This is a genomic window from uncultured Alsobacter sp. (assembly GCF_945952055.1).
GTDB lineage: Bacteria > Pseudomonadota > Alphaproteobacteria > Rhizobiales > Beijerinckiaceae > Alsobacter.
This window is the reverse complement of sequence record NZ_CAMFHB010000041.1, coordinates 1-18407: the sequence shown is the minus strand read 5'-3', so window position 1 is coordinate 18407 and position 18407 is coordinate 1. Positions and strand designations below refer to the sequence as shown.

Annotated in this window: 14 protein-coding genes and 1 pseudogene; 12 read left to right on the top strand and 3 right to left on the bottom strand. The window is 69.2% G+C overall.

Features of this window, described 5'->3' with window-relative positions; genetic code table 11:
- The first annotated feature begins 12 nt into the window (after window positions 1-12).
- From tssC to Q0Q47_RS23705, 9 genes are all read left to right on the top strand, one after another.
- Complete coding sequence (tssC, locus tag Q0Q47_RS23745) at window positions 13-1503, top strand: type VI secretion system contractile sheath large subunit (RefSeq protein ID WP_293865811.1); 1491 nt, start codon at window positions 13-15, stop codon at window positions 1501-1503.
- Between the two features lie 90 nt (window positions 1504-1593).
- The gene (locus tag Q0Q47_RS23740) at window positions 1594-2076 is read left to right on the top strand and encodes a type VI secretion system tube protein Hcp (RefSeq protein WP_293865808.1); all 483 of its coding nucleotides are present in this window, start codon (window positions 1594-1596) and stop codon (window positions 2074-2076) included.
- Between the two features lie 58 nt (window positions 2077-2134).
- Window positions 2135-2671 carry a type VI secretion system baseplate subunit TssE gene (gene tssE / locus Q0Q47_RS23735; protein WP_293865805.1) on the top strand — a complete coding sequence of 179 codons (537 nt, stop codon included), beginning with the start codon at window positions 2135-2137 and terminating at the stop codon, window positions 2669-2671.
- 8 nt (window positions 2672-2679) lie between these two features.
- Window positions 2680-4638: a type VI secretion system baseplate subunit TssF gene (gene tssF, locus Q0Q47_RS23730; RefSeq protein ID WP_293865802.1), complete on the top strand. Its 1959-nt coding sequence runs from the start codon at window positions 2680-2682 to the stop codon at window positions 4636-4638.
- On the top strand, window positions 4635-5651 hold the full coding sequence (gene tssG, locus Q0Q47_RS23725; RefSeq protein ID WP_293865799.1) for a type VI secretion system baseplate subunit TssG: 1017 nt from the start codon (window positions 4635-4637) through the stop codon (window positions 5649-5651). The genes tssF and tssG overlap by 4 nt, the downstream gene beginning before the upstream one ends.
- Window positions 5652-5670: 19 nt before the next feature.
- Complete coding sequence (tssH, locus tag Q0Q47_RS23720) at window positions 5671-8379, top strand: type VI secretion system ATPase TssH (RefSeq protein WP_293865796.1); 2709 nt, start codon at window positions 5671-5673, stop codon at window positions 8377-8379.
- Between the two features lie 119 nt (window positions 8380-8498).
- Complete coding sequence (locus tag Q0Q47_RS23715; protein ID WP_293865793.1) at window positions 8499-8819, top strand: hypothetical protein; 321 nt, start codon at window positions 8499-8501, stop codon at window positions 8817-8819.
- Window positions 8820-8971: 152 nt separating this feature from the next.
- Complete coding sequence (locus Q0Q47_RS23710) at window positions 8972-10678, top strand: hypothetical protein (protein ID WP_293865790.1); 1707 nt, start codon at window positions 8972-8974, stop codon at window positions 10676-10678.
- A gap of 201 nt (window positions 10679-10879) precedes the next feature.
- Window positions 10880-13093, top strand: a complete 2214-nt coding sequence (locus tag Q0Q47_RS23705; protein ID WP_293865787.1) for a caspase family protein — start codon at window positions 10880-10882, stop codon at window positions 13091-13093.
- A gap of 188 nt (window positions 13094-13281) precedes the next feature.
- On the opposite strand, the gene Q0Q47_RS23700 is transcribed toward Q0Q47_RS23705, so the two are convergent.
- The gene (locus Q0Q47_RS23700) at window positions 13282-13740 is read right to left on the bottom strand and encodes a hypothetical protein (RefSeq protein ID WP_293865784.1); all 459 of its coding nucleotides are present in this window, start codon (window positions 13738-13740) and stop codon (window positions 13282-13284) included.
- Window positions 13741-13997: 257 nt separating this feature from the next.
- Between Q0Q47_RS23700 and Q0Q47_RS23695 the strand changes: the two genes are divergently transcribed.
- Both Q0Q47_RS23695 and Q0Q47_RS23690 read left to right on the top strand, forming a co-directional pair.
- Window positions 13998-15674: a caspase family protein gene (locus tag Q0Q47_RS23695; protein ID WP_293865781.1), complete on the top strand. Its 1677-nt coding sequence runs from the start codon at window positions 13998-14000 to the stop codon at window positions 15672-15674.
- A complete protein-coding gene (locus Q0Q47_RS23690; protein ID WP_293865778.1) occupies window positions 15671-16201 on the top strand; it encodes a macro domain-containing protein in 531 nt (176 codons plus the stop codon). Before Q0Q47_RS23695 ends, Q0Q47_RS23690 begins: the two co-directional genes overlap by 4 nt.
- Window positions 16202-16232: 31 nt before the next feature.
- Here the strand turns inward: Q0Q47_RS23690 and Q0Q47_RS23685 are convergent, their stop codons facing one another.
- Window positions 16233-16535: a hypothetical protein gene (locus Q0Q47_RS23685; protein WP_293865775.1), complete on the bottom strand. Its 303-nt coding sequence runs from the start codon at window positions 16533-16535 to the stop codon at window positions 16233-16235.
- Between the two features lie 182 nt (window positions 16536-16717).
- Here Q0Q47_RS23685 and Q0Q47_RS23680 point away from each other — a divergent pair, with 182 nt between their 5' ends.
- Window positions 16718-16984, top strand: coding sequence for a hypothetical protein (locus Q0Q47_RS23680; RefSeq protein WP_293865772.1), 267 nt, complete (start codon window positions 16718-16720; stop codon window positions 16982-16984).
- Here Q0Q47_RS23680 and Q0Q47_RS23675 read toward each other — a convergent pair.
- A pseudogene (locus Q0Q47_RS23675) lies at window positions 16965-18407 on the bottom strand (hypothetical protein); the annotation flags it as partial. The gene Q0Q47_RS23680 and the pseudogene Q0Q47_RS23675 sit on opposite strands and share 20 nt — an antisense overlap.

Here is an 18407-nt window from a genome sequence, read left to right as displayed (position 1 = left end):
AAAGAGGCAACAATGTCAGCGGATCTGGAACGGCAAGGCTCGGCCGGAGCGGCGGCCACCACGGATGCGGACGAGTTCTCGTCCCTCCTCAAGCAGAGCTTCAAGCCCCGCAGCGAGCGGGCGGCCTCGGAAGTCGAGAGCGCCGTCAACACGCTCGTCACGCAGGCGCTCTCCGACTCGACCCTCGTCAAGGGCGACGTCCTCGACACCATCGAGGCCATGATCGCGGAGATCGACAAGAAGCTGTCGGCGCAGATGAACGCCATCATGCACGCGCCGGAATTTCAGCAGATCGAAAGCGCCTGGCGCGGGCTTCACTACCTGGTGTTCAACTCGGAAACGGATGCCAATCTCAAGATCCGTTTCATGAACATGGGCAAGAACGAGCTCTACCGGAACCTGAAGATGTATCCGGGAGCACGCTGGGACCAGAGCCCGCTGTTCAAGCGCGTGTACGAGCAGGAGTTCGGCACGCTCGGCGGCGAGCCCTTCGGCGCCCTCATCTGCGACTACTACTTCTCGCATATGCCGACCGACGTGCAGCTGATGCGCGACCTGTGCAAGATCGCGGCCTCAGCCCACGCCCCGCTGTTCGCCGGCGCCGACCCCGTGCTCATGGGCATGGACTCCTGGACAGAGCTGATGAACCCGCGGGATCTCAGCAAGCTGTTCGACACGCCCGAATACGCGGCGTGGAAGTCGTTGCGCGACACGGACGACGCCGCCTATCTCGGCCTGTGCATGCCGCGCATGCTCGCCCGTCTGCCCTTCGGCGCCAAGACCGAGCCGGTCGAGGAGTTCGCCTTCGAGGAGGAGACGGACGGCCACAAGGGCGAGAAGTACGGCTGGATCAACGCAGCCTACGGCATGGCCACGAACGTCAACCGCGCCTTCAAGGAAAACGGCTGGTGCACCCGCATCCGCGGCGTCCAGTCGGGCGGCGAGGTGGTGAACCTTCCGGCCTACACCTTCCCCACCGACGATGGCGGCGTGGACCTCAAGTGCCCCACCGAGATCTCGATCACGGACCGTCGTGAGGCCGAGCTCGCCGCGTCCGGACTGGTCCCCCTGATCCACCGCAAGAACACCGACAAGGCGGCCTTCATCGGCGCCCAGTCCGTGTACAAGCCGCGGATCTACGACAAGGAGGAGGCCACCGCCTCCGACAAGCTGAAGTCGCGCCTTCCCTACATGTTCGCGGTCTCGCGCTTCGCGCACTACTTGAAGTGCATGGTTCGCGACAAGATCGGCGCCACGAAGGAGAAGGAGGAGCTCACGATCTGGTTGCAGTCTTGGATCAACCAGTACGTGGACCCCAATCCGGCCACGTCGTCGGAGTTGCAGAAGGCCCGCAAGCCTCTCGCCGACGCCCGCGTGGACGTCTTCGAGAACCCGGAGAACCCCGGCTACTACTCGGCCCGGTTCTACCTGCGCCCGCACTTCCAGCTGGAAGGCATGGACATCGGCATGAGCCTCGTGTCCCGCCTCCCGGCCAGCAACTAAAAATCACCCAGGTCGTCTTCGCCTTCCACCGTCTCTTGGACGCCGTGTGCGCTGGCCATACGCGCCGTCATCACCGAAAGGAAAGATCCCATGGCTACTGACATGTTCATCAAGATCGGCGCCATCAAGGGTGAGTCCAAGGACTCGGCTCACACGGGCGAGATCGACGTCCTCGCCTGGTCCTGGGGCCTGCACAACTCGGGCTCCGCGCATCACGGCGGCGGCATGGGCGCGGGCAAGTCGAGCTGCTCCGACCTGAGCTTCACCAAGTGGATCGACAAGTCGACGACCGACCTGATGCTGGCCTGCGCCAACGGCAAGCATTTCCCCGATGCGACGCTCGTGGTCCGCAAGGCCGGCGAGAAGCCTCTCGAATACCTGACGATCAAGCTGACCGACGTCCTCATCACCTCCGTCAGCACCGGCGGCTCGGGCGGTGAGGATCGCCTGACCGAGAACGTCAGCCTGAACTTCGCGAAGATCAAGGTCGAGTACAAGGAACAGACCAAGACGGGCGGGTCCGGCACCAGCCCGAACATGACCTACAGCTTCCTCGAGAACAAGGAAGGCTGATGCCAGGTCACGGGGGCGGCGCGCGCGCCGCCCCCGCTTTCATTGGTGGGTCCGGACGATGGCCGAACAGAAGACGAGCGTGCCCCTGATGCACGCCTTTCGAGCGGCCTTCGAGGCGCACGACTCGAAGATCCGCGCCGACCTGCGTGACGACTCCGGGGAGCGCGTGATCGCGGCCCGGCGGTCCCGCGCCCGCGGCGCGATCGGCGAGCTGACGCTGCGGCGCGAGGTGGCGCGCGACCTGGAAAGCCTGCTCAACACGGTGTCCCTCGGGTCGTCGCTCGACCTGAGCGGCGCGCCGGAGGTGGCGCGGTCGATCCTGAATTTCGGATTGCCCGACCTCGTGCACCTGTCCATCGACGACCATCGGGTCGACGGCGTCAGCAAGGACCTTGCTGAGGCCCTGCGGTCTTTCGAGCCGCGCCTGGCGTCCGAGAGCATCGTCGTCACCCGCGACCGGTCGGCCTCGGTCGACGGCCTGGCCCTGCGCTTCGTCGTGCGCGCCGATCTCGTCAGCGATCCCGTGAACGTCCCCCTGGAGTTCGTGGCGGACGTCGAGCTGGATAGCGGCAAGATTCGCGTCGGTCCGCTCTAGGCCGCGCGATGCATCCCGAATTCATCGATCACTACAATCGCGAGTTGACGCTCCTCAAGGAGATGGCCCGCGAGTTCGCCGGCGAGTACCCGGGCATCGCCGACCGCCTCGGCGGCCTGATGCAGGAGCAGTCCGACCCGATGCTGTCGGGACTGCTCGAAGGCGCGGCATTCCTCGCCGCCCGCGTGCAACTGAAGCTGAAGCACGAGTTCCCCGAGTTCACGGCGAACCTGCTCGAGCAGCTCGTTCCGAACTATCTCGCGCCCACGCCCTCGACGCTGCTCCTGGCCGCGCGGCCGACCTTCGGCGATCCCGCGCTCCGCGAGGGGCAGACCCTGCGTCGCGACAGCATCATGGACGCGACGTACATGGAGCGCGAGCGCCGGGTCGCCTGCCGCTTCCGGCTGTGCAGCGACGTCACGCTGTGGCCGTTCGACGTCGCGGCGGCCGAGTACGTCATGTCGCCCGGCCCCCTGCGCGCCATCGGCGTGCCCGTGGGCCGCGACACGCTCGCGGGCCTGCGCCTCACGCTGCGCCATCGCAGCCTGCCGCGGCTGGAGGACGAGCCGAACGGGCCTCCCGGGCCCGAGGCGATGTTCGCCGGATGCCGGGTGCAGAACCTGCCGTTCCACCTGCAGGGCAACGAGGGGGACGCGGTCGCCCTCTACGAGCAGATCTTCGGACGCTGCGTCGGCGTGTGGTTCCGCTACGTCGACGCGGCGGGCAACCCCCAGGTCATCCAGGGTCCACCGGACTGCCTGTCGCAGATCGGCTTCGAGCAGTCGGAGGCGCTGTTCCCGAACGATCCCCGGATCTTCGAGGGCTTCGACCTGCTGCGCGAATACTTCCTCCTGCCATCCAAGCTGCTCGGTTTCAACCTCGGCAAGCTCGAGCGCGTGATCCCGCGCGTCAAGGCGCGCACGGTCGAGGTCATCTTCGCGTTCTCGGAGGTGAACTCCCGCCTGTCGGGATACGTCAAGCCTTCGGTCTTCGGCCTTTACTGCGCCCCGGCGATCAACCTGTTCGAGATGACCATGGACCGCGTCCAGGTCAGGACGAACGGCTTCGAGCACCACGTGGTCCCGGACCGCACCCGCCAGCTCGACTACGAGCCGCACCGGGTGATCGAGGTGTCGGCGCACTTCAAGGGGCAGCGGGAGAGGGTGCGGGTGCGACCGCTCTACTCGGCGGCGGCCGAGGTCGCGGCGAGCTACGAGGACGACGGCCTGTTCTACACCATCCGGCGCCTGCCGCGCCGCCGGGCCACCGCCGAGCGCGAGAACGGCTCGGTGTCCGACTATGTCGGCACGGAGATGTTCATCTCGGTCGTCGAGCCGTCCAAGCTCGACGAGGAATCCGTGGCGGAACTCTCCGTCAGGGCGCTCTGCTCGAACCGTCACCTGACCGAGCATCTGCCCGTGGGCGACGGAGGGGCCGACTTCCGGCTGCTCGACAACGTGGAGCTCGATCTCGTCTGCGTCGCCGGCCCCACGTCGCCGCGCGAGCCGATCGTGTCGCAGATGCGGGCGCGGGGCGACGCCAGCTACTCCGGCGCGGTGACCTGGCGCCTCATCAACATGCTGAGCCTGAACCATCTCGGGCTCGTCGAGCGGGGCGGCGGTCGCAACGGCGCGGCGCTTCGCGAAGTGCTGGCGATGTTCGCCAACCTCGCCGACGCGACGACGGAACGGCGGATCCGCGGCATCCGCAGCGTCGACGGCAAGCCGGTGACCCGGCGCGTGCGGAGGCCCGACGGCGTGGGCGTCGCCCGCGGCCTGGAGGTCACCGTCACCATCGAGGACAAGGCCTTCGAGGGCAGCGGCGTCTTCCTGCTGGGCGCCGTGCTCGAGCGCTTCTTCGCCCAGTACGCCGGCATCAACCACTTCACGCAGACCGTCGTGCGCACGCCCGAACGCGGCGAGATCATGCGCTGGCCCGCCCGGATCGGCTCCCGGAGGGCGCTATGAAGTGGCGTGACATCGAGGAGGAGCCCTATCGCTTCGACTTCCTCGCGCTGATGCGCACGATCGAGCGGTCGCATCCCCACCGGCCGCGGATCGGCGACGCCGGCCGGCTCGACCAGGAGTATGTTCGCCTCGGCCAGGATCCCCACATGGATTTCCCGGCCAGCACCGTCAGCAAGGTGACGCGCCGGCAGGACGGCACGCTGGCGGTCTACCAGAAGTTCCTCGGGCTGCTGGGCGGGCAGGGCGCCTTGCCGCTGGCGGTCACCCACGAGGCCTATGTCTGGAACCAGGGCGGGGACGACGCCTTCCCGCGGTTCCTCGACATCCTGAACCACCGCTTCCTGCAGCTCTTCTTCCGGGCCTGGGCGGACAGCCGGCCCGAGGCGCATCACGACCGTCCGGATGCGGACCGCTTCGCCGACTACATCGGCTCGACCATCGGTCTGGGCACCGCGCCCTATCGCAACCTCGACACCGTGGCCGACCAGGCCAAGCTGGGTCTCGCCGGGCTCCTGGGGGCGCAGATGCGCTCGGCCGCCCGGCTGGAGGGCTTCCTGCGCGGGCTCTTCGGCTGCACGGTCAAGGTGGAGGAGTTCGTCGGCACGACGCTGTCGCTCGCCCCCGACGAGCAGATCCGCCTGGGCGATCGCCTGAGCGCGCTGGGCTCCGACACGCTGATCGGCGGCACGGTCTACTCGGTCCAGGACAAGTTTCGGGTGCGGCTCGTTACGCGCAACCTGGCCGACTACGAGCGCTTCCTGCCGGCCGGCGAACTCGCCGAGCCGCTCGCCGACGCGGTGACGTTCTTCGCCGGCACCATTCTCGACTGGGACGTCGAACTGGCCATTCCGGAGCGCGAGACCCGCGGCACGGAACTGGGGACCTTCGGCCGTCTCGGCTGGACCACGTGGATGACGCCCGACCGGGAGGCCCCGGCGGACAGGATGCGCAGCGATGCGCGCTATCGGCCGCGAGGCCGGCTCGATGCGGACACAACGACCGACGCGGTCTGACGAACAGGGGGCAGGGGGAATGGCCGACATCAATCTCGAAGTCGTCACGGGCAAGCTCAATCGCGTCGGCTACGACGCGTTCATGAAGGCCCTGCGGCATGCCAAGAGCGCCGGGAACCGCAACGTTGAGCTCGCGCACTGGCTGTTCCACCTGCTGCAGAACGAGCGGTCCGACATCAGCCTGACGGTCGACGCCTTCAAGCTCGACAAGGGCAAGCTGATGTCCGACCTGGCGGGGGTCATCACCGGCTTCCGCAAGAACGAGACCGAGATGCCTGGGGTGGCCAACCATGTGGTGGACCTCCTGGATCGCGGCTGGCACTACGCCACGCTTGCGTTCGGCGAGGCCCAGATCCGTTCGGGGCACCTGCTCGTCGCCGCGCTCAGGACGGGTGACCTCAAGCGCGTGTTCTCCAACCTGTCGCGCGAGTTCGACAAGATCAACGTCGACGTCCTGTCGTCGGAAAGCCGCAACTACTGGGGCAAGTCGGACGAAGAGAACCTTCGCCCGCTGGACGGCTCGGGCCTGGCCGGCGCCGGCGCGCCGGGGGACGCGGGGCCGAAGGGAACGACCGCGCTCGACCGCTTCTCGCAGGACCTGACCGCCAAGGCCGCGTCGGGGACGATGGACCCGATCCTCGGCCGCGACGACGAGATCCGCCAGCTCATCGACGTGCTGATGCGCCGGCGCCAGAACAACCCGATCCTCACCGGCGAGGCCGGCGTGGGCAAGACGGCGGTGGTGGAGGGCTTCGCCCAGCGCATCGCGGCGGGCGACGTGCCGCCGCCGCTCAAGGGCGTGAAGCTGTGCGCGCTCGACATCGGCCTCATGCAGGCCGGCGCCTCGATGAAGGGCGAGTTCGAGCAGAGGCTGCGCTCGGTGATCGACGAGGTTCAGGCCTCGCCCACCCCGATCATCCTGTTCATCGACGAGGCGCACACGCTGATCGGCGCCGGCGGCCAGGCCGGGACGGGCGATGCGGCGAACCTGCTGAAGCCGGCCCTGGCCCGCGGCACGCTGCGCACGATCGCCGCCACGACCTGGGCGGAGTACCGCCTCTATTTCGAGAAGGACCCCGCGCTGACCCGCCGCTTCCAGCCGGTGCAGGTCGACGAGCCCGACGTGGCCAAGGCCTCGATCATGCTGCGCGGCATCCTCAAGCCCATGGAAAAGCACCACAAGGTGCGCATCTCCGATGCCGCGGTGGTGTCGGCGGTGCAGCTCTCGAGCCGCTACATCCCGGCCCGCCAGCTTCCCGACAAGGCGGTGAGCCTGCTCGACACGGCCTGCGCGCGCGTCGCCATCAGCCAGTCGACCACGCCGGCGGCCATCGCCGACCTCGAGGTCTCCATCGCCGCGCTGGCGAGCGAGAAGGAGGCGCTGCTGGCCGACCGCGACCTCGGCGCCGATCCGCAGGAGCGAGTCGAGGCGATCGACGAGGAGACCGCGACCCGCCAGGCCAGGCTCGCCGCGCTGAAGGCCGACTGGGAGGCCGAGCAGGCGCTGGTGGAGAAGACCCGCACCCTGCGCGAGATCCTCGGCAAGGAGGACGCGCAGGAGGGCGAGAAGGACGAGGCGCGCGCCTCCCTGAAGGAGACCATCGAGGCCCTCGATGCGATCGATGCCGACAAGCGGATGATCTATCCGCACGTGGGCGACCAGGCGGTCGCCGCTGTCGTCTCCGATTGGACGGGCATTCCCGTCGGACGGATGGTGCGCGACGAGATCGAGACGGTTCTTCGCCTGCCTGAGATCCTCAATCGCCGGGTGGTGGGCCAGTCACACGGCCTGACGATGATCTCGAAGCGCATCGAGACCAATCGGGCCAAGCTCGACAATCCCAACAAGCCCATCGGCGTGTTCATGCTGTGCGGGCCGTCCGGCGTCGGCAAGACCGAGACCGCCCTGGCGCTGGCCGAGGCTCTCTACGGCGGTGAGCAGAACATCATCACGATCAACATGTCGGAGTTCCAGGAGGCCCACACGGTCTCCACGCTCAAAGGCGCTCCTCCCGGCTACGTGGGCTACGGCGAGGGCGGGCGGCTCACCGAGGCGGTGCGCCGCAAGCCCTACAGCGTGGTGCTGCTCGACGAGGTCGAGAAGGCCCATCCGGACGTGCACGAGCTGTTCTTCCAGGTGTTCGACAAGGGCTTGATGGAGGACGGCACGGGTCGGCGCATCGACTTCAAGAACACACTGATCATCCTCACCTCCAACGTGGGGACGGACGTGATCATGGAACTCGGCCAGAACCCGCGCTACGCCTCCGATCCGGAGGCTCTGTCGGTGGCGCTGCGGCCCGAGCTGCTGAAGGTCTTCCCGCCGGCGCTGCTCGGTCGCATCGTGACGATCCCCTACTTCCCGCTGTCGCCGGCCATGCTCGCGGGCATCGTGCGGCTGCAGCTGGGCCGCATCGGCAAGCGGATCACGGAGAACCACAAGGCGACGTTCTCGTATTCGGACGCGGTGGTCGAGCACATCGTGTCGCTGTGCAACGACCCGGATTCGGGCGGGCGCATCATCGACAACATCATCACCAACACGCTGCTGCCCGCCCTGTCCCGCGAGATCCTCAAGCGGGCCATGGAGAAGCAGGAGTTCGACACCGTGTCGGTCGACTTCGCCAACGGCGAGTACGTCTACGGCGTCTCGCTGTCCGCTCCGGAGGCCGCCGGCGCGGCTCCCGCCCAGGACGCCGCGCCGGCCCTGGCCGAGGAGACCGCCTGACGGCGAGGACGGCCATCGGGTCCGGGCAGCGGTCCGGGCCCGGTCACTGCGGACCGGCGCCGACCGCCGGCAACCACCGCCCGCCGTCGCGTCGGCGGGGCAGCGCAAAGGCACAGACCATGGCGAACCGTTTCGAACGCGTCGACGAGATCCAGCCCGATGCCATCACCGTGTCGCTGACCCGCGGGCAGGGGGGCGCCACGGGCGTCGTCGTCTGTCCCCAGTCGGCCCTGCCGAACCGCCTCGCGCGCACCTTCCAGAGCCAGTCCTTCGCCGCCCAGGAAGCCCTGATCCAGGCGATCAAGCTCGCCAACGACGTGAAGCTCGCCATCGTGGTCATGGACCCCGACAATGTCTGGCGCGACGAATGGGGCGAACTTTACCTCTACATGGGCGAGGACGACGAGCGAGAGGCCTCGCCGGACGGGACCAGTCACTGACCGCGCGTGGTCCCGTAGGCCGCCGGCCGCCACGTCGTGTGCCGGCGCACAGCGCGTCCCCCGGGAGGTCCTAGAGTCGGCGATACGCAGGGCGCCAGCGGGGCAGGAGCCTGGACGAGAGCAGCTTTCGACGGTTGAAGGGCAGGATCCCCATGACACGCCGCACTGCCGCGACTGAACTTCTCGCCGCCTCGGCCATGGCTTTGGCGGTCGCGCTCGCACCCCCCGCCCTGGCGCAGTCGTCGGGCGGGGACGCGGTCATCCGCGGTTTCCTCGCGGGGTCGGGCGCCGGTGGGGTGGGGATCATCGACAGCCGCGAGGAGGTCGAGGTCGAGGTCCCGCAGGCGATCTATTCCGGCCCCAACGGCGAGGTCTACCTTCTCGACCAGGCGAACAGCCGCGTGCTGAAGTTCGATCCCAGCGATCCCGGCCAGCCGCCGCAGGTCCTGGAGTTGCCGGAGGGGATCCGGCCCACCGACATGGTCGTGTCGCAGGACAACACCTTCTACGTCTGGGACGGGCAGGTGAGGGCGCTGCAGCCCACGGGGGCGGAGACGGCGCCGACCCGCGGCCTGACCCTCACGCGCTCGTCGCTCGCTCCCGATCCCTATGCCGTCTCCGCGCTCGCTCAGATGGGCTCGATGGTGGTGGACGACGGCGATCCGGCCGAGATCGGGCGGACCCGCGCCGTCAACGTCCTGGCCGGCCAGCCGCCCGTGCAGTCGGTCGCCACGCGCGGCAAGGGCGCCCTCTCTGCCGAGGTCAAGGCCCAGGGCGAGAGCGCCGTCCAGATCAACATCCTGGAGAAGGGCTCCAGCGCCGTCCTGGCGCGCCTGAAGATGCAGGTCAGAAGCCGGCTGGGCGCGACAGAGCTGCTCGAGGTCGACCGCAAGGGCCGATACTTCGTCTTCGGCGAGAACATTCCGACCGACTTCACGGACGTGCCGGCCTCCTTCGTGGCGCGCTACGCGTCCAACGGAACCCTCGAGGGCATCTACGAACTGCCGCTGTCGGGCACCGTCGGCCTGTCGCGCCGCTTCGTGACCGTCTCGCCCGAGGGCGAGGTGTATTTCCTGCGCACCCGCAAGGACAATGCCGACGTGCTGGCGGTGAGCTTCCGGCCGCTGCGACCGGACGCGCGGATCGACACCGCGGGCAAGGGGCAGTCGCTCGCCGATCTCGCCCGGCGCAAGGGCGCGGCCGCGGCCGTGCGCCCCCTCAACCGGCAGCAGGTGATCGAGACGGCGTTCTCCTTCGCCAATGCCAAGTGGCGTGTGACGCCCGCCGTCTACGGCCCCGATCCCGACAACCAGTGCACGGGGTTCAGCCGCGTGCGCCGGCCGGGCTACCTCAACGGCAAGCTGAACCAGGACGTCCAGGGCATTCCCTATTGCTGGGGATGCATGGGCAACCTGCAGCAGATCGCCATGGGCCTGAACCAGGGACGGTTGGCCGGCAACATCTGCACGCGCGACGATCCGCGCCGCGACGTGATCGGCGTCGACTGCTCGTCCTTCGTGAGCGCGGCCTGGGGCCTGTCCAGCCATTTTACGACGATCGCGATCCCCGCCATCACCACCGAGCTCGCCAATCCCTTCGAACTTCTGCCGGGGGACGCGCTGAACAAGCCGGGCTCGCACGTGCTGCTGTTCGTGCGCTTCACGGCCGACCGCAAGGCCGAGGTGATCGAGGCCTCGCCCGGTGCCTGCAACGGACGCGTGTGCCGCAACGTCTACCCGCTCGCCTCGCTCCTGGCCCGCGGCTACAAGCCGGTCCGCTACAAGGGGTTGCTGAACGATCCGGGTCCGGCTGGTCCCCCCGTTCCGGTCGCCGGCCAGGCGGGCAAGAAGGTGAATTGAGCCTGGTGAGGTCTTGCCGGTGAGGGCATGTCATGGCAAGACTGTGGTCTGTTTGAAGTCTTGCATTTGTTTTCAGTACGGCTCGGATCGGGCAATTTCTGACGTCTGATCCGCTTCCTTCGTCATCAAGTCATTCATGTCGGTCCGGGTCTGCCGGGCCACTTCCGGATTCCAATTGGAGGAATCGACCGGATGAGGACGATGTCCGTCGTTCTTGTCGCTCTCCTGACGGCGATCGGGCTCGTGATCGGCTGTGTGTCGGCCAATGCACAGCCCGTGGGAACGCCGCAGGACAAGCGCGTCGCCCTCGTGGTGGGCAACGCGAAGTACAAGGCCGTCTCGCCGCTGGTGAATCCGGCCAACGACGCACCCGACATGGCGAAGGTGCTGGGCGAGCTCGGCTTCGAGGTCATCCTGGCCCAGGACGCGGATCTCAAGGGTTTCAACCGCGCCGTCGCCAATTTCCGCCGGGCGGCCAAGAGTGCCGACGTGATGCTGTTCTTCTACGCTGGGCACGGCGTGCAGTCGGGCGGCATGAACTACCTTCTCCCGGTGGATGCCGACATCATCGACGCCACCAGCATCGAGGGCGAGGCCGTCTCGGTCGACGTCATCAAGAACGCTTTCCTGGAGGCCAATCCCAGCGGCATCAAGATCATGGTGCTGGACGCGTGCCGCAACAACCCGTTCTCCGACAGGCTCAAGAGCGGAAACCGCGCCATCGGGGAGCGCGGGCTGGCGCCCATCCTCGCGCCGCAGGGCAGCATCGTCGCCTATGCCACGCAGGCCAACGCGGTGGCCCAGGACGGCACCGAGCGCAACAGCCCCTACACGGCGGCCCTGCTGAACAGGCTGCGCGAGCCCGGGCTGAAGGTGAGCGACCTGTTCCAGCTGGTCGGGCAGGACGTGGCCGCCAAGACCAACCAGAAGCAGGTTCCGGAGCTGTCGATCTCGTCGGTGCGTGGCGACTACTACCTCAACCTGGCCGAGAGCGACCGCATGGCCTGGGACCGGATCTCCCAGGCCGCCTCGGTCGACCCCGGCGAACTGAAGCGCTTCATCGAGACCTATCCCGCCTCCCGCTACGTCCGGCAGGTGCAGATGCTGCTGGATGCCATGCAGCTGATCGCCGACCGGGCGCAGCAGGAGCAGGCCCGCAAGGCGGATGAGCTGGCCAAGCGGGCCGACGAGCAGGCCCGGCTGGTGGCCAAGCAGGAGGAGGATCGGCTGAAGGCGCTCGCCGCCGCCGAGGACGCGCGGCGCCGGGACGAAGAGCGCCAGCAGCGCGAGCGCGAGCAGGCCGTCGCCATCCAGAGGCAGAGGGAGTTCGAGGCCGAGCAGAAGAAGCAGGCCGAGGAGGCCGCCCGGATGGCCGAGATCGCCCGCCGTCAGAAGGAGCTGGAGGAGAAGCAGGCGCTGGCCAAGGCGAAGGCCGACAAGGAGCGGATCGAGAAGGAACTTCTGGCGCAGCGGCAGGCGGAGGAGAAGCGCCGGGCCGAGGAGGCCAAGCGGCTGGCCGAGGCCTGCGCGCGGGACGAGGGCACGCTGAAGCAGCTGGCCGCGGGCGGCCGCCGGACCGCCATCGACGAGCTGCGCGCGACCTCCACTTGCCCGACGATCGGGCGGGCCGCCGACGAGGCGGTGAAGACGGTCGAGGCCGCCGAGGCGCGGGTGTGCGATGCCGAGCGGCGCGAACTCGCCTCGTTCAAGGACCTCGCCGACTTGCGCCGCAAGACGCTGGCCTTCAAGTGCCTTCCGCTGAAGGGGGAGGCCGATGCCCGGATCGCGGCCCTCGAGAGCGAGGAGAACCGCCGGGCGGAGATCTGCGCCGGCGAGGCGCAGAAGGTGGCCGCCTTCAAGGGAGGCGGTTCGGCCGTCCGCGACGATCTCGCGAGCCTGCGCAAGGCCCTGACCTGCGAGGGAGCGCGCAAGGACGCCGACCTGGCGATCCGCTCGATCGACCTTCTGGTCCGCACCGCCCAGGTCGAGTTGAAGCGGCTGAGCTGCTACGCCGGGCCCGCATCCGGCAGCCTCGACGAGGCGACCCGGGCGGCGGTGTCCCGCTACCTGACGGGCCGTCACTCGATCCTGAGCGAGGCCAACCTCACGGACGAGTTCGTCAACGAGATGAAGGCCCAGGCGCTGGCCGTCTGCCCGGCGGACAAGGGGACCGACGTGGCGAGGCCGGGCGCAGACCCTTCCGTGAAGACCGTCTCCCGCCCGGCGCCGGACGTTGAAGACGACGAGGAGAGCGCGCCATCGAAGCCGGCGCGTCCAAAGGCGCCCGCGCAGATCGTCCGGCCCGCTCCGCAGGCGGTCGCACCCAAGGCTCCGGTCGTCGAGGCGCCCAAGCCTGCCCCGGCTCCGCCGGCCGCGACGGGGGCACGCAAGATCCCGACGATCACGGGCATCTAGCGACGAGGAATCGCCGGGGCCTGGCCGCTGCGCTCAGGGGCCGGCAGCGCCCGGCGGGACTGGCCGGACTGCGTGCTCATGAGCACTCCTGGCGGACGGGTCGCCCGTTCTCGCCGCGCCCATAGACAAAGCCCGGGTTCGGGCCCGGGCTTCTGGTTCGATTCGCGCGTGGCGGCAGGCCGGAGCGATCAGGGCTCCAGGGCTCCCGTATTGGCCACGGCCACCGAGCGTGTCACCTTCTTGGCTTCGCCCTCGGCGGGCTGGGCGGTCGCCACCTTCTTGGCGGGCGCCTCGGCCGGCTTCTGGGCGACCGCCTTGCGCTTGGCCGGCCGCTGCTGCTGCTGCTGGGGCTGCGCTTCGGCGCGCGGGGCTTCGGGATCGCTCGGATCGTAGGTCACGACCGGCGGCCGCCGGCGGTCCCGCTGCCGCGGTGCCTGAGGCTCGTCCGGATAGCCGTAGCGCGGCTCGTTGGCGCGCGAACCGGCCGCCAAGGCGCCGACCAGGCCGCCAATTCCCACCCCGACGTCGAAACCGCATCCGAAGCAGCCGGCCTGCGAGGCCGTGGGGGCGAGAGTGAGGCCGCCGGCCACGGTCAGCGTGGCGGCGAGGCCGGTGAGCGAGCTTTTGAAAGAGCGCAGCGCGGTCATGGCTCGATCCTTTCCAAGGGGGCATCACGCCCCGTTCTTCGCATCATGCCCGGTGCACCAGCCGGACGATGTGCGCCAACGCACACCACAGGTTGTTTGTCGTTCGAAGTGTATCACAATCCGTGACGAAGCATGAGACCCCTAAGGGGCATCCTGCCACGTCGACATGTGCGCAAGCGCACGTCTGGCGTGTCCTGTTCGCGCTACGGTCCGTCTGCACTCGGGAGTATGATCGGCTCCCAGCCTGAGGGTTCGCCATGATTCACCGTGCTCTCGTTTCCGTGGCTGCCTGTCTCCTCGCTCTGATCGGATGGGCCCACTCCGACGCCGCTCTTGCCCAGAAGCGGGTGGCGCTGCTCATCGGCAACGGCGCCTATTCCAACGTGACCCGTCTCGCCAATCCGTCCAACGACGTGGACGCCATGGCCGCCATGCTGCGGGGCGCGGGCTTCGACACCGTCCTGACGGGGCTCGACCTCGACGAGCGGGGGATCCGGCGCGCACTTCAGAACTTCGAGGACGCCGCGAACGGTGCCGATATCGGCCTCATCTTCTATTCCGGCCACGGGATCGAGGTGAACGGCCAGAACTACCTCATTCCCGTCGATGCGAAGCTCGGCAGCGACCGTGCGGTCGACGACGAGGCGGTGCCGCTGGACCGCGTGCTGCGCTCCATGGAGCAGGTGAAGCGGCTGCGGCTCGTCATTCTCGACGCCTGCCGCGACAACCCGTTCATCAATGCCATGACGCGCTCGGCGGCCGGCCGGTCGATCGGCCGCGGCCTCGCCCGCGTCGAGCCAACCAGCGTCGACACCCTGGTCGCCTATGCCGCCAAGGCCGGCACCACCGCCGCCGACGGCGACGGGCGCAACAGCCCGTTCACCTCGGCCCTGCTCAAGCATCTCGCGACGCCCGGGCTCGACGTCCGCCTCGCCCTCGGCCTCGTCCGCGACGACGTGATCGCCACCACGAAGAGCCGCCAGGAGCCCTTCGTCTATGGCTCGCTGGGTGGCGCGGTGCTGCCGCTCGCCCGCCCTGCGGAGGCCGCGCCCAAGCCGGCCGCGACCCCCGGCCCGGCCGTGGCCCAGCCGTCCGATCCGTGCGGACCCGCCGCCTCCCACTGGACCGAGGCCAAGGCCTTCGATCGCATCGAGTTCTACGAGGAGCACGTGCGCCTGTTCGGGTCGTGCCCCTTCGCGAGCTTCGCCAAGGCGCGGATCGACACGCTGCGCTCCCAGCAGGCCAATGCCGGGCCGGCGGTCCTGCCACCGAAGCCTGCGCCGGACCCGGCTCCGTCGGCCCCGGCGACCGTGACGGCCGTGACCGAGTGCGACCGCCTGGCCGCCCGCCGTTTCGATCCGCAGGCAAAGGGCACGGGCATCGACATGCAGGAGATGGACGGCACCGCTGCGCTCGTGGCCTGCCGCATCGCCCTGGCTGCGGCCCCCGCCGAGCCGCGGTTCCTGTTCCAGGCCGGCCGCGCCTATCAGAAGCTGAAGCAGTACGACGAGGCGCTGAACTTCTATCGCGATGCCGCGGATCGCGGCCATGCGGCGGCGGAAACGGCGCTGGCCTTCGCCAACGCCGAGGGGCTCGGCATGGCCGTGAATGCCCGCGAGGCCGAGCGGCTCTACAAGTCCGCCGCGGCGAAGGGCGACACGCAGGCCATGCACAATCTCGGCTGGATGTACGAGAGCGGCCGCGGCGTGCCGCGCGACACGAAGGAGGCCGCCCGGATGGTCGTGAGCGCCATCGAGAAGGGCAACCTGGCCTCGCTCGAGCAGATCACGACCAACGGGCAGGTGTGGTCGGCCGATTTCCGCAAGGAGGTCCAGACCCTCATGAAGACCCGGAAGATCTATGCCGGAGCGGCCACCGGCCGTTTCGACGAGCCCACCACGAAGGCCCTGCGTACGCTGGCGGGAACGCCGTGACGGCGCCTCTCGACGTCGTCCTGGGGGACATCACGACCTGGCGGGCCGATGCCATCGTCACCGCGGCCAGCCACAGCTTCACCTCCCGCGACGGGCTCAACGGCCGGATCATCGAGCGTGGCGGTCCCGCCCTGTTCGACCTCCTGGCCGAGCGCGAGGGCGGGGAGGCGGGGGAGGTCTACCTGACGCCCGGGTTCGGGCTGCCGGCGCGCCAGGTGCTGCACGCCGTCGGTCCCGTCTGGTCCGGCGGGGAGGAGGGCGAGGCGGACGTGCTCGAGGCCGTCCTGCGCCGGTCATTCTCCATCATGCGCGTGATCGGGGCGCGGACGGTGGGATGCGCCGCGCTTGGCGCCGGAGGCCATCGCGTTCCGCCGGACGTGGCGGCGGGCGTCTGCGTCCGCGTGGCGCGCGAGGAACTGGCGCGAAGCCCGGACATCGAGCGCTTCCACTTCGTTCTGGGCGACGAGGACGTGGCGGCCAGTTACCGCGCACGCCTCGCAGCCGTCGGAGCGCCACAGCCGGCCTGACCGCCTGTCGGCCCGGTCGGAACTCCCGGCGTCAGCGCCCGGGCTCATCGCACCGGGGCGGTTGGTTGGCCGTGTCCACGGGGACCTCCTTGTAGGTCTGAAAAGGCGGCATCACGAGCGAGCACCGGGGATCCGTCACCGGCACGAGCGTCTTGCCCGCCGGCGGCCGCCGGGAGCCGGTCTCGTCCGATGAGGCGCCGGGTGCCGGGTGAGCCGCGTCCGGCGCCTGGATGCTGGCAGGTCCCACCGTCAGGGCGACGGCCAGCAGGCACCCGACCACGAGGCCGGCCGAGGCTCCCGCGGAGCGGGCCGGCTTCTCCCGGTTTCGTGGCATTGCGCCCATCGCGGTTAATCCCTGTTCACGCTGTCCAGGCGGCTGCGCGTCTTGCTTAAAATGCAAGGCTTTTCGCCCACCGGGATTTCAGCGGCCCCATCCTAGGGTTTCGCTCGTTGCTTCCTCGTGTCCGGTTTGCCCAGAACGGGTCACCGGCCCGGTTTTTCAAAAAGGAGTTTTCGATGCGCCGGTCTTTCTGCGTCCTCTCGTCCGCCATCGCCTGCGTGGTCCTGCTGTCGAACGCCGGATACGCCGCCTCTCGCAAGCCCACCCGCACCGTCGAGCCCGCCAAGGTCGCCACGGCGAAGCCGGCTCCCGTTCGCCAGCGCTCCGCGCTGTTTGCCGCCGACACGCCCGCCGTCGCCACCACCGCGACCGTCGCCGGCGCCAGGCCCGGCTGTGGCAGCATCGCCTGCAAGAACTACACGATTATGGGCGTCGGCTTCTGAGGCTCGGCGCTTCCGAGGTGTCGAGGGGCGAGGCGCTCGTGCCCGAGCCCGGTTCGGGCGCCAGCAGCTTGCGGCAGGCCGCGACGTCCACGACGCGCTGCCTGATCTCCAGCCGGATCCAGTAGAACGCCGGGTCGTCGCGCCAGTCCGCGCTGCCGGGCGCCAGCGCGGCGGCGCAGAGCTCCGTGATGCCGACCGTTCCGAGCCTGTCCTGGCAGGCGAGGGCGTTCGTGCCGCGGGCCCGCGTGACCACCGCCGGATCGGCGCAGGCGACCACGCCGGCGCACCGCTCGGCCGTGAGGCGGCGTCTCGCGGCCTCGGCGATCACCACGTCGAAAGGTTCCTCGACCTTGTTCTGTGGCCCGGCGAGATAGGTCCTGCACAGGTCCCGCTCGCCCAGAACGCCGACGCGACCGGCGAAGGCCCTCCGCGCGTCCAGGACGGGTGACTGTACCGCCGTTTGCGCCGGCAACGCCTCGACGCCTGGAACCGGTGCGTCGGGCGTGACCGTGAGGTCAGCCAGTTGCATCCACTCGCAGGGTGCGCCGCCGGGGCGACGGATGCAGGCCATGGGCAGTTCGGTGTGGAACGTCTCGATGACGAGGGACGCCCGTTCCGCGACGCCATGGCACTGCCGGTTGATGACGGCGGAATTGTCCTTCAGGAAAGCCTGGCGCGCGTCCCTGTCCTTGCTCATGGCGTCCAGGATGAGCCGCGCCGTCGGCAGGTCGCAGCTGAACCGGTTGGCGTTGGCCTGGCCGGCGACGGGCGACAGCGACCCGGGGACCGGCTTCCTGTCGGTGATCGCCACCTGGTCGGGAACCGCGATGGCGTAGGACACGCCGAGCCGGGTGGCCCTGTCCGCCGTCATCCACGACACGGTCCTGGGGCTGGCCGTCGCGACGTAGCCGATCGCGTCGAGGCCGAGGCCGATGCTTTGCAGAAACGCGCCAATGACGGCGTTGGCACTGCCGGAGACCTCCTTGTCCTGCGCGTTGTAGGCGGCGTGGAAGCCCACCTTGCTCTCGGCGTCGAGCCAGCGCGTGCGGCCCGACAGCCAGACCACCCCGCACATCGAGGCGCACTCGGCCTTGGCTGGGACATAGGTGGTGAAGGCCCGCGAGCGCACGATGGAGCCGATCCGGATTCCCTCGCCCACCATGCCGCCCTTGCTGTCCAGGACGACGATGGCCTTGTGCACGGTCGAGGTCGCGTTGAGCAGCTTCTGGGCGTCGCCGGCCACGATGCGGCCCGACAGCCGCACGACGGCCGTCCCCGTGCTCGTGAAGCCTTCGACGGCGACGGTCGCCGCCCGTGCCGCGGGCGCCGAGGCCACGACGCCGCAGGCCATGAGAGCGCCGGCCAAGAGAGCGCCGGTGATGCGAGCGCCGGTGATGCGAGCGCCGGTGATGCGAGCGCCGGT

Coding starts and splice junctions, on each gene's coding strand:
- tssC (WP_293865811.1), top strand. CDS start 13: ATGTCAGCGGATCTGGAACGGCAAGGCTCGGCCGGAGCGGCGGCCACC.
- Q0Q47_RS23740 (WP_293865808.1), top strand. CDS start 1,594: ATGGCTACTGACATGTTCATCAAGATCGGCGCCATCAAGGGTGAGTCC.
- tssE (WP_293865805.1), top strand. CDS start 2,135: ATGGCCGAACAGAAGACGAGCGTGCCCCTGATGCACGCCTTTCGAGCG.
- tssF (WP_293865802.1), top strand. CDS start 2,680: ATGCATCCCGAATTCATCGATCACTACAATCGCGAGTTGACGCTCCTC.
- tssG (WP_293865799.1), top strand. CDS start 4,635: ATGAAGTGGCGTGACATCGAGGAGGAGCCCTATCGCTTCGACTTCCTC.
- tssH (WP_293865796.1), top strand. CDS start 5,671: ATGGCCGACATCAATCTCGAAGTCGTCACGGGCAAGCTCAATCGCGTC.
- Q0Q47_RS23715 (WP_293865793.1), top strand. CDS start 8,499: ATGGCGAACCGTTTCGAACGCGTCGACGAGATCCAGCCCGATGCCATC.
- Q0Q47_RS23710 (WP_293865790.1), top strand. CDS start 8,972: ATGACACGCCGCACTGCCGCGACTGAACTTCTCGCCGCCTCGGCCATG.
- Q0Q47_RS23705 (WP_293865787.1), top strand. CDS start 10,880: ATGTCCGTCGTTCTTGTCGCTCTCCTGACGGCGATCGGGCTCGTGATC.
- Q0Q47_RS23700 (WP_293865784.1), bottom strand. CDS start 13,740: ATGACCGCGCTGCGCTCTTTCAAAAGCTCGCTCACCGGCCTCGCCGCC.
- Q0Q47_RS23695 (WP_293865781.1), top strand. CDS start 13,998: ATGATTCACCGTGCTCTCGTTTCCGTGGCTGCCTGTCTCCTCGCTCTG.
- Q0Q47_RS23685 (WP_293865775.1), bottom strand. CDS start 16,535: ATGCCACGAAACCGGGAGAAGCCGGCCCGCTCCGCGGGAGCCTCGGCC.
- Q0Q47_RS23680 (WP_293865772.1), top strand. CDS start 16,718: ATGCGCCGGTCTTTCTGCGTCCTCTCGTCCGCCATCGCCTGCGTGGTC.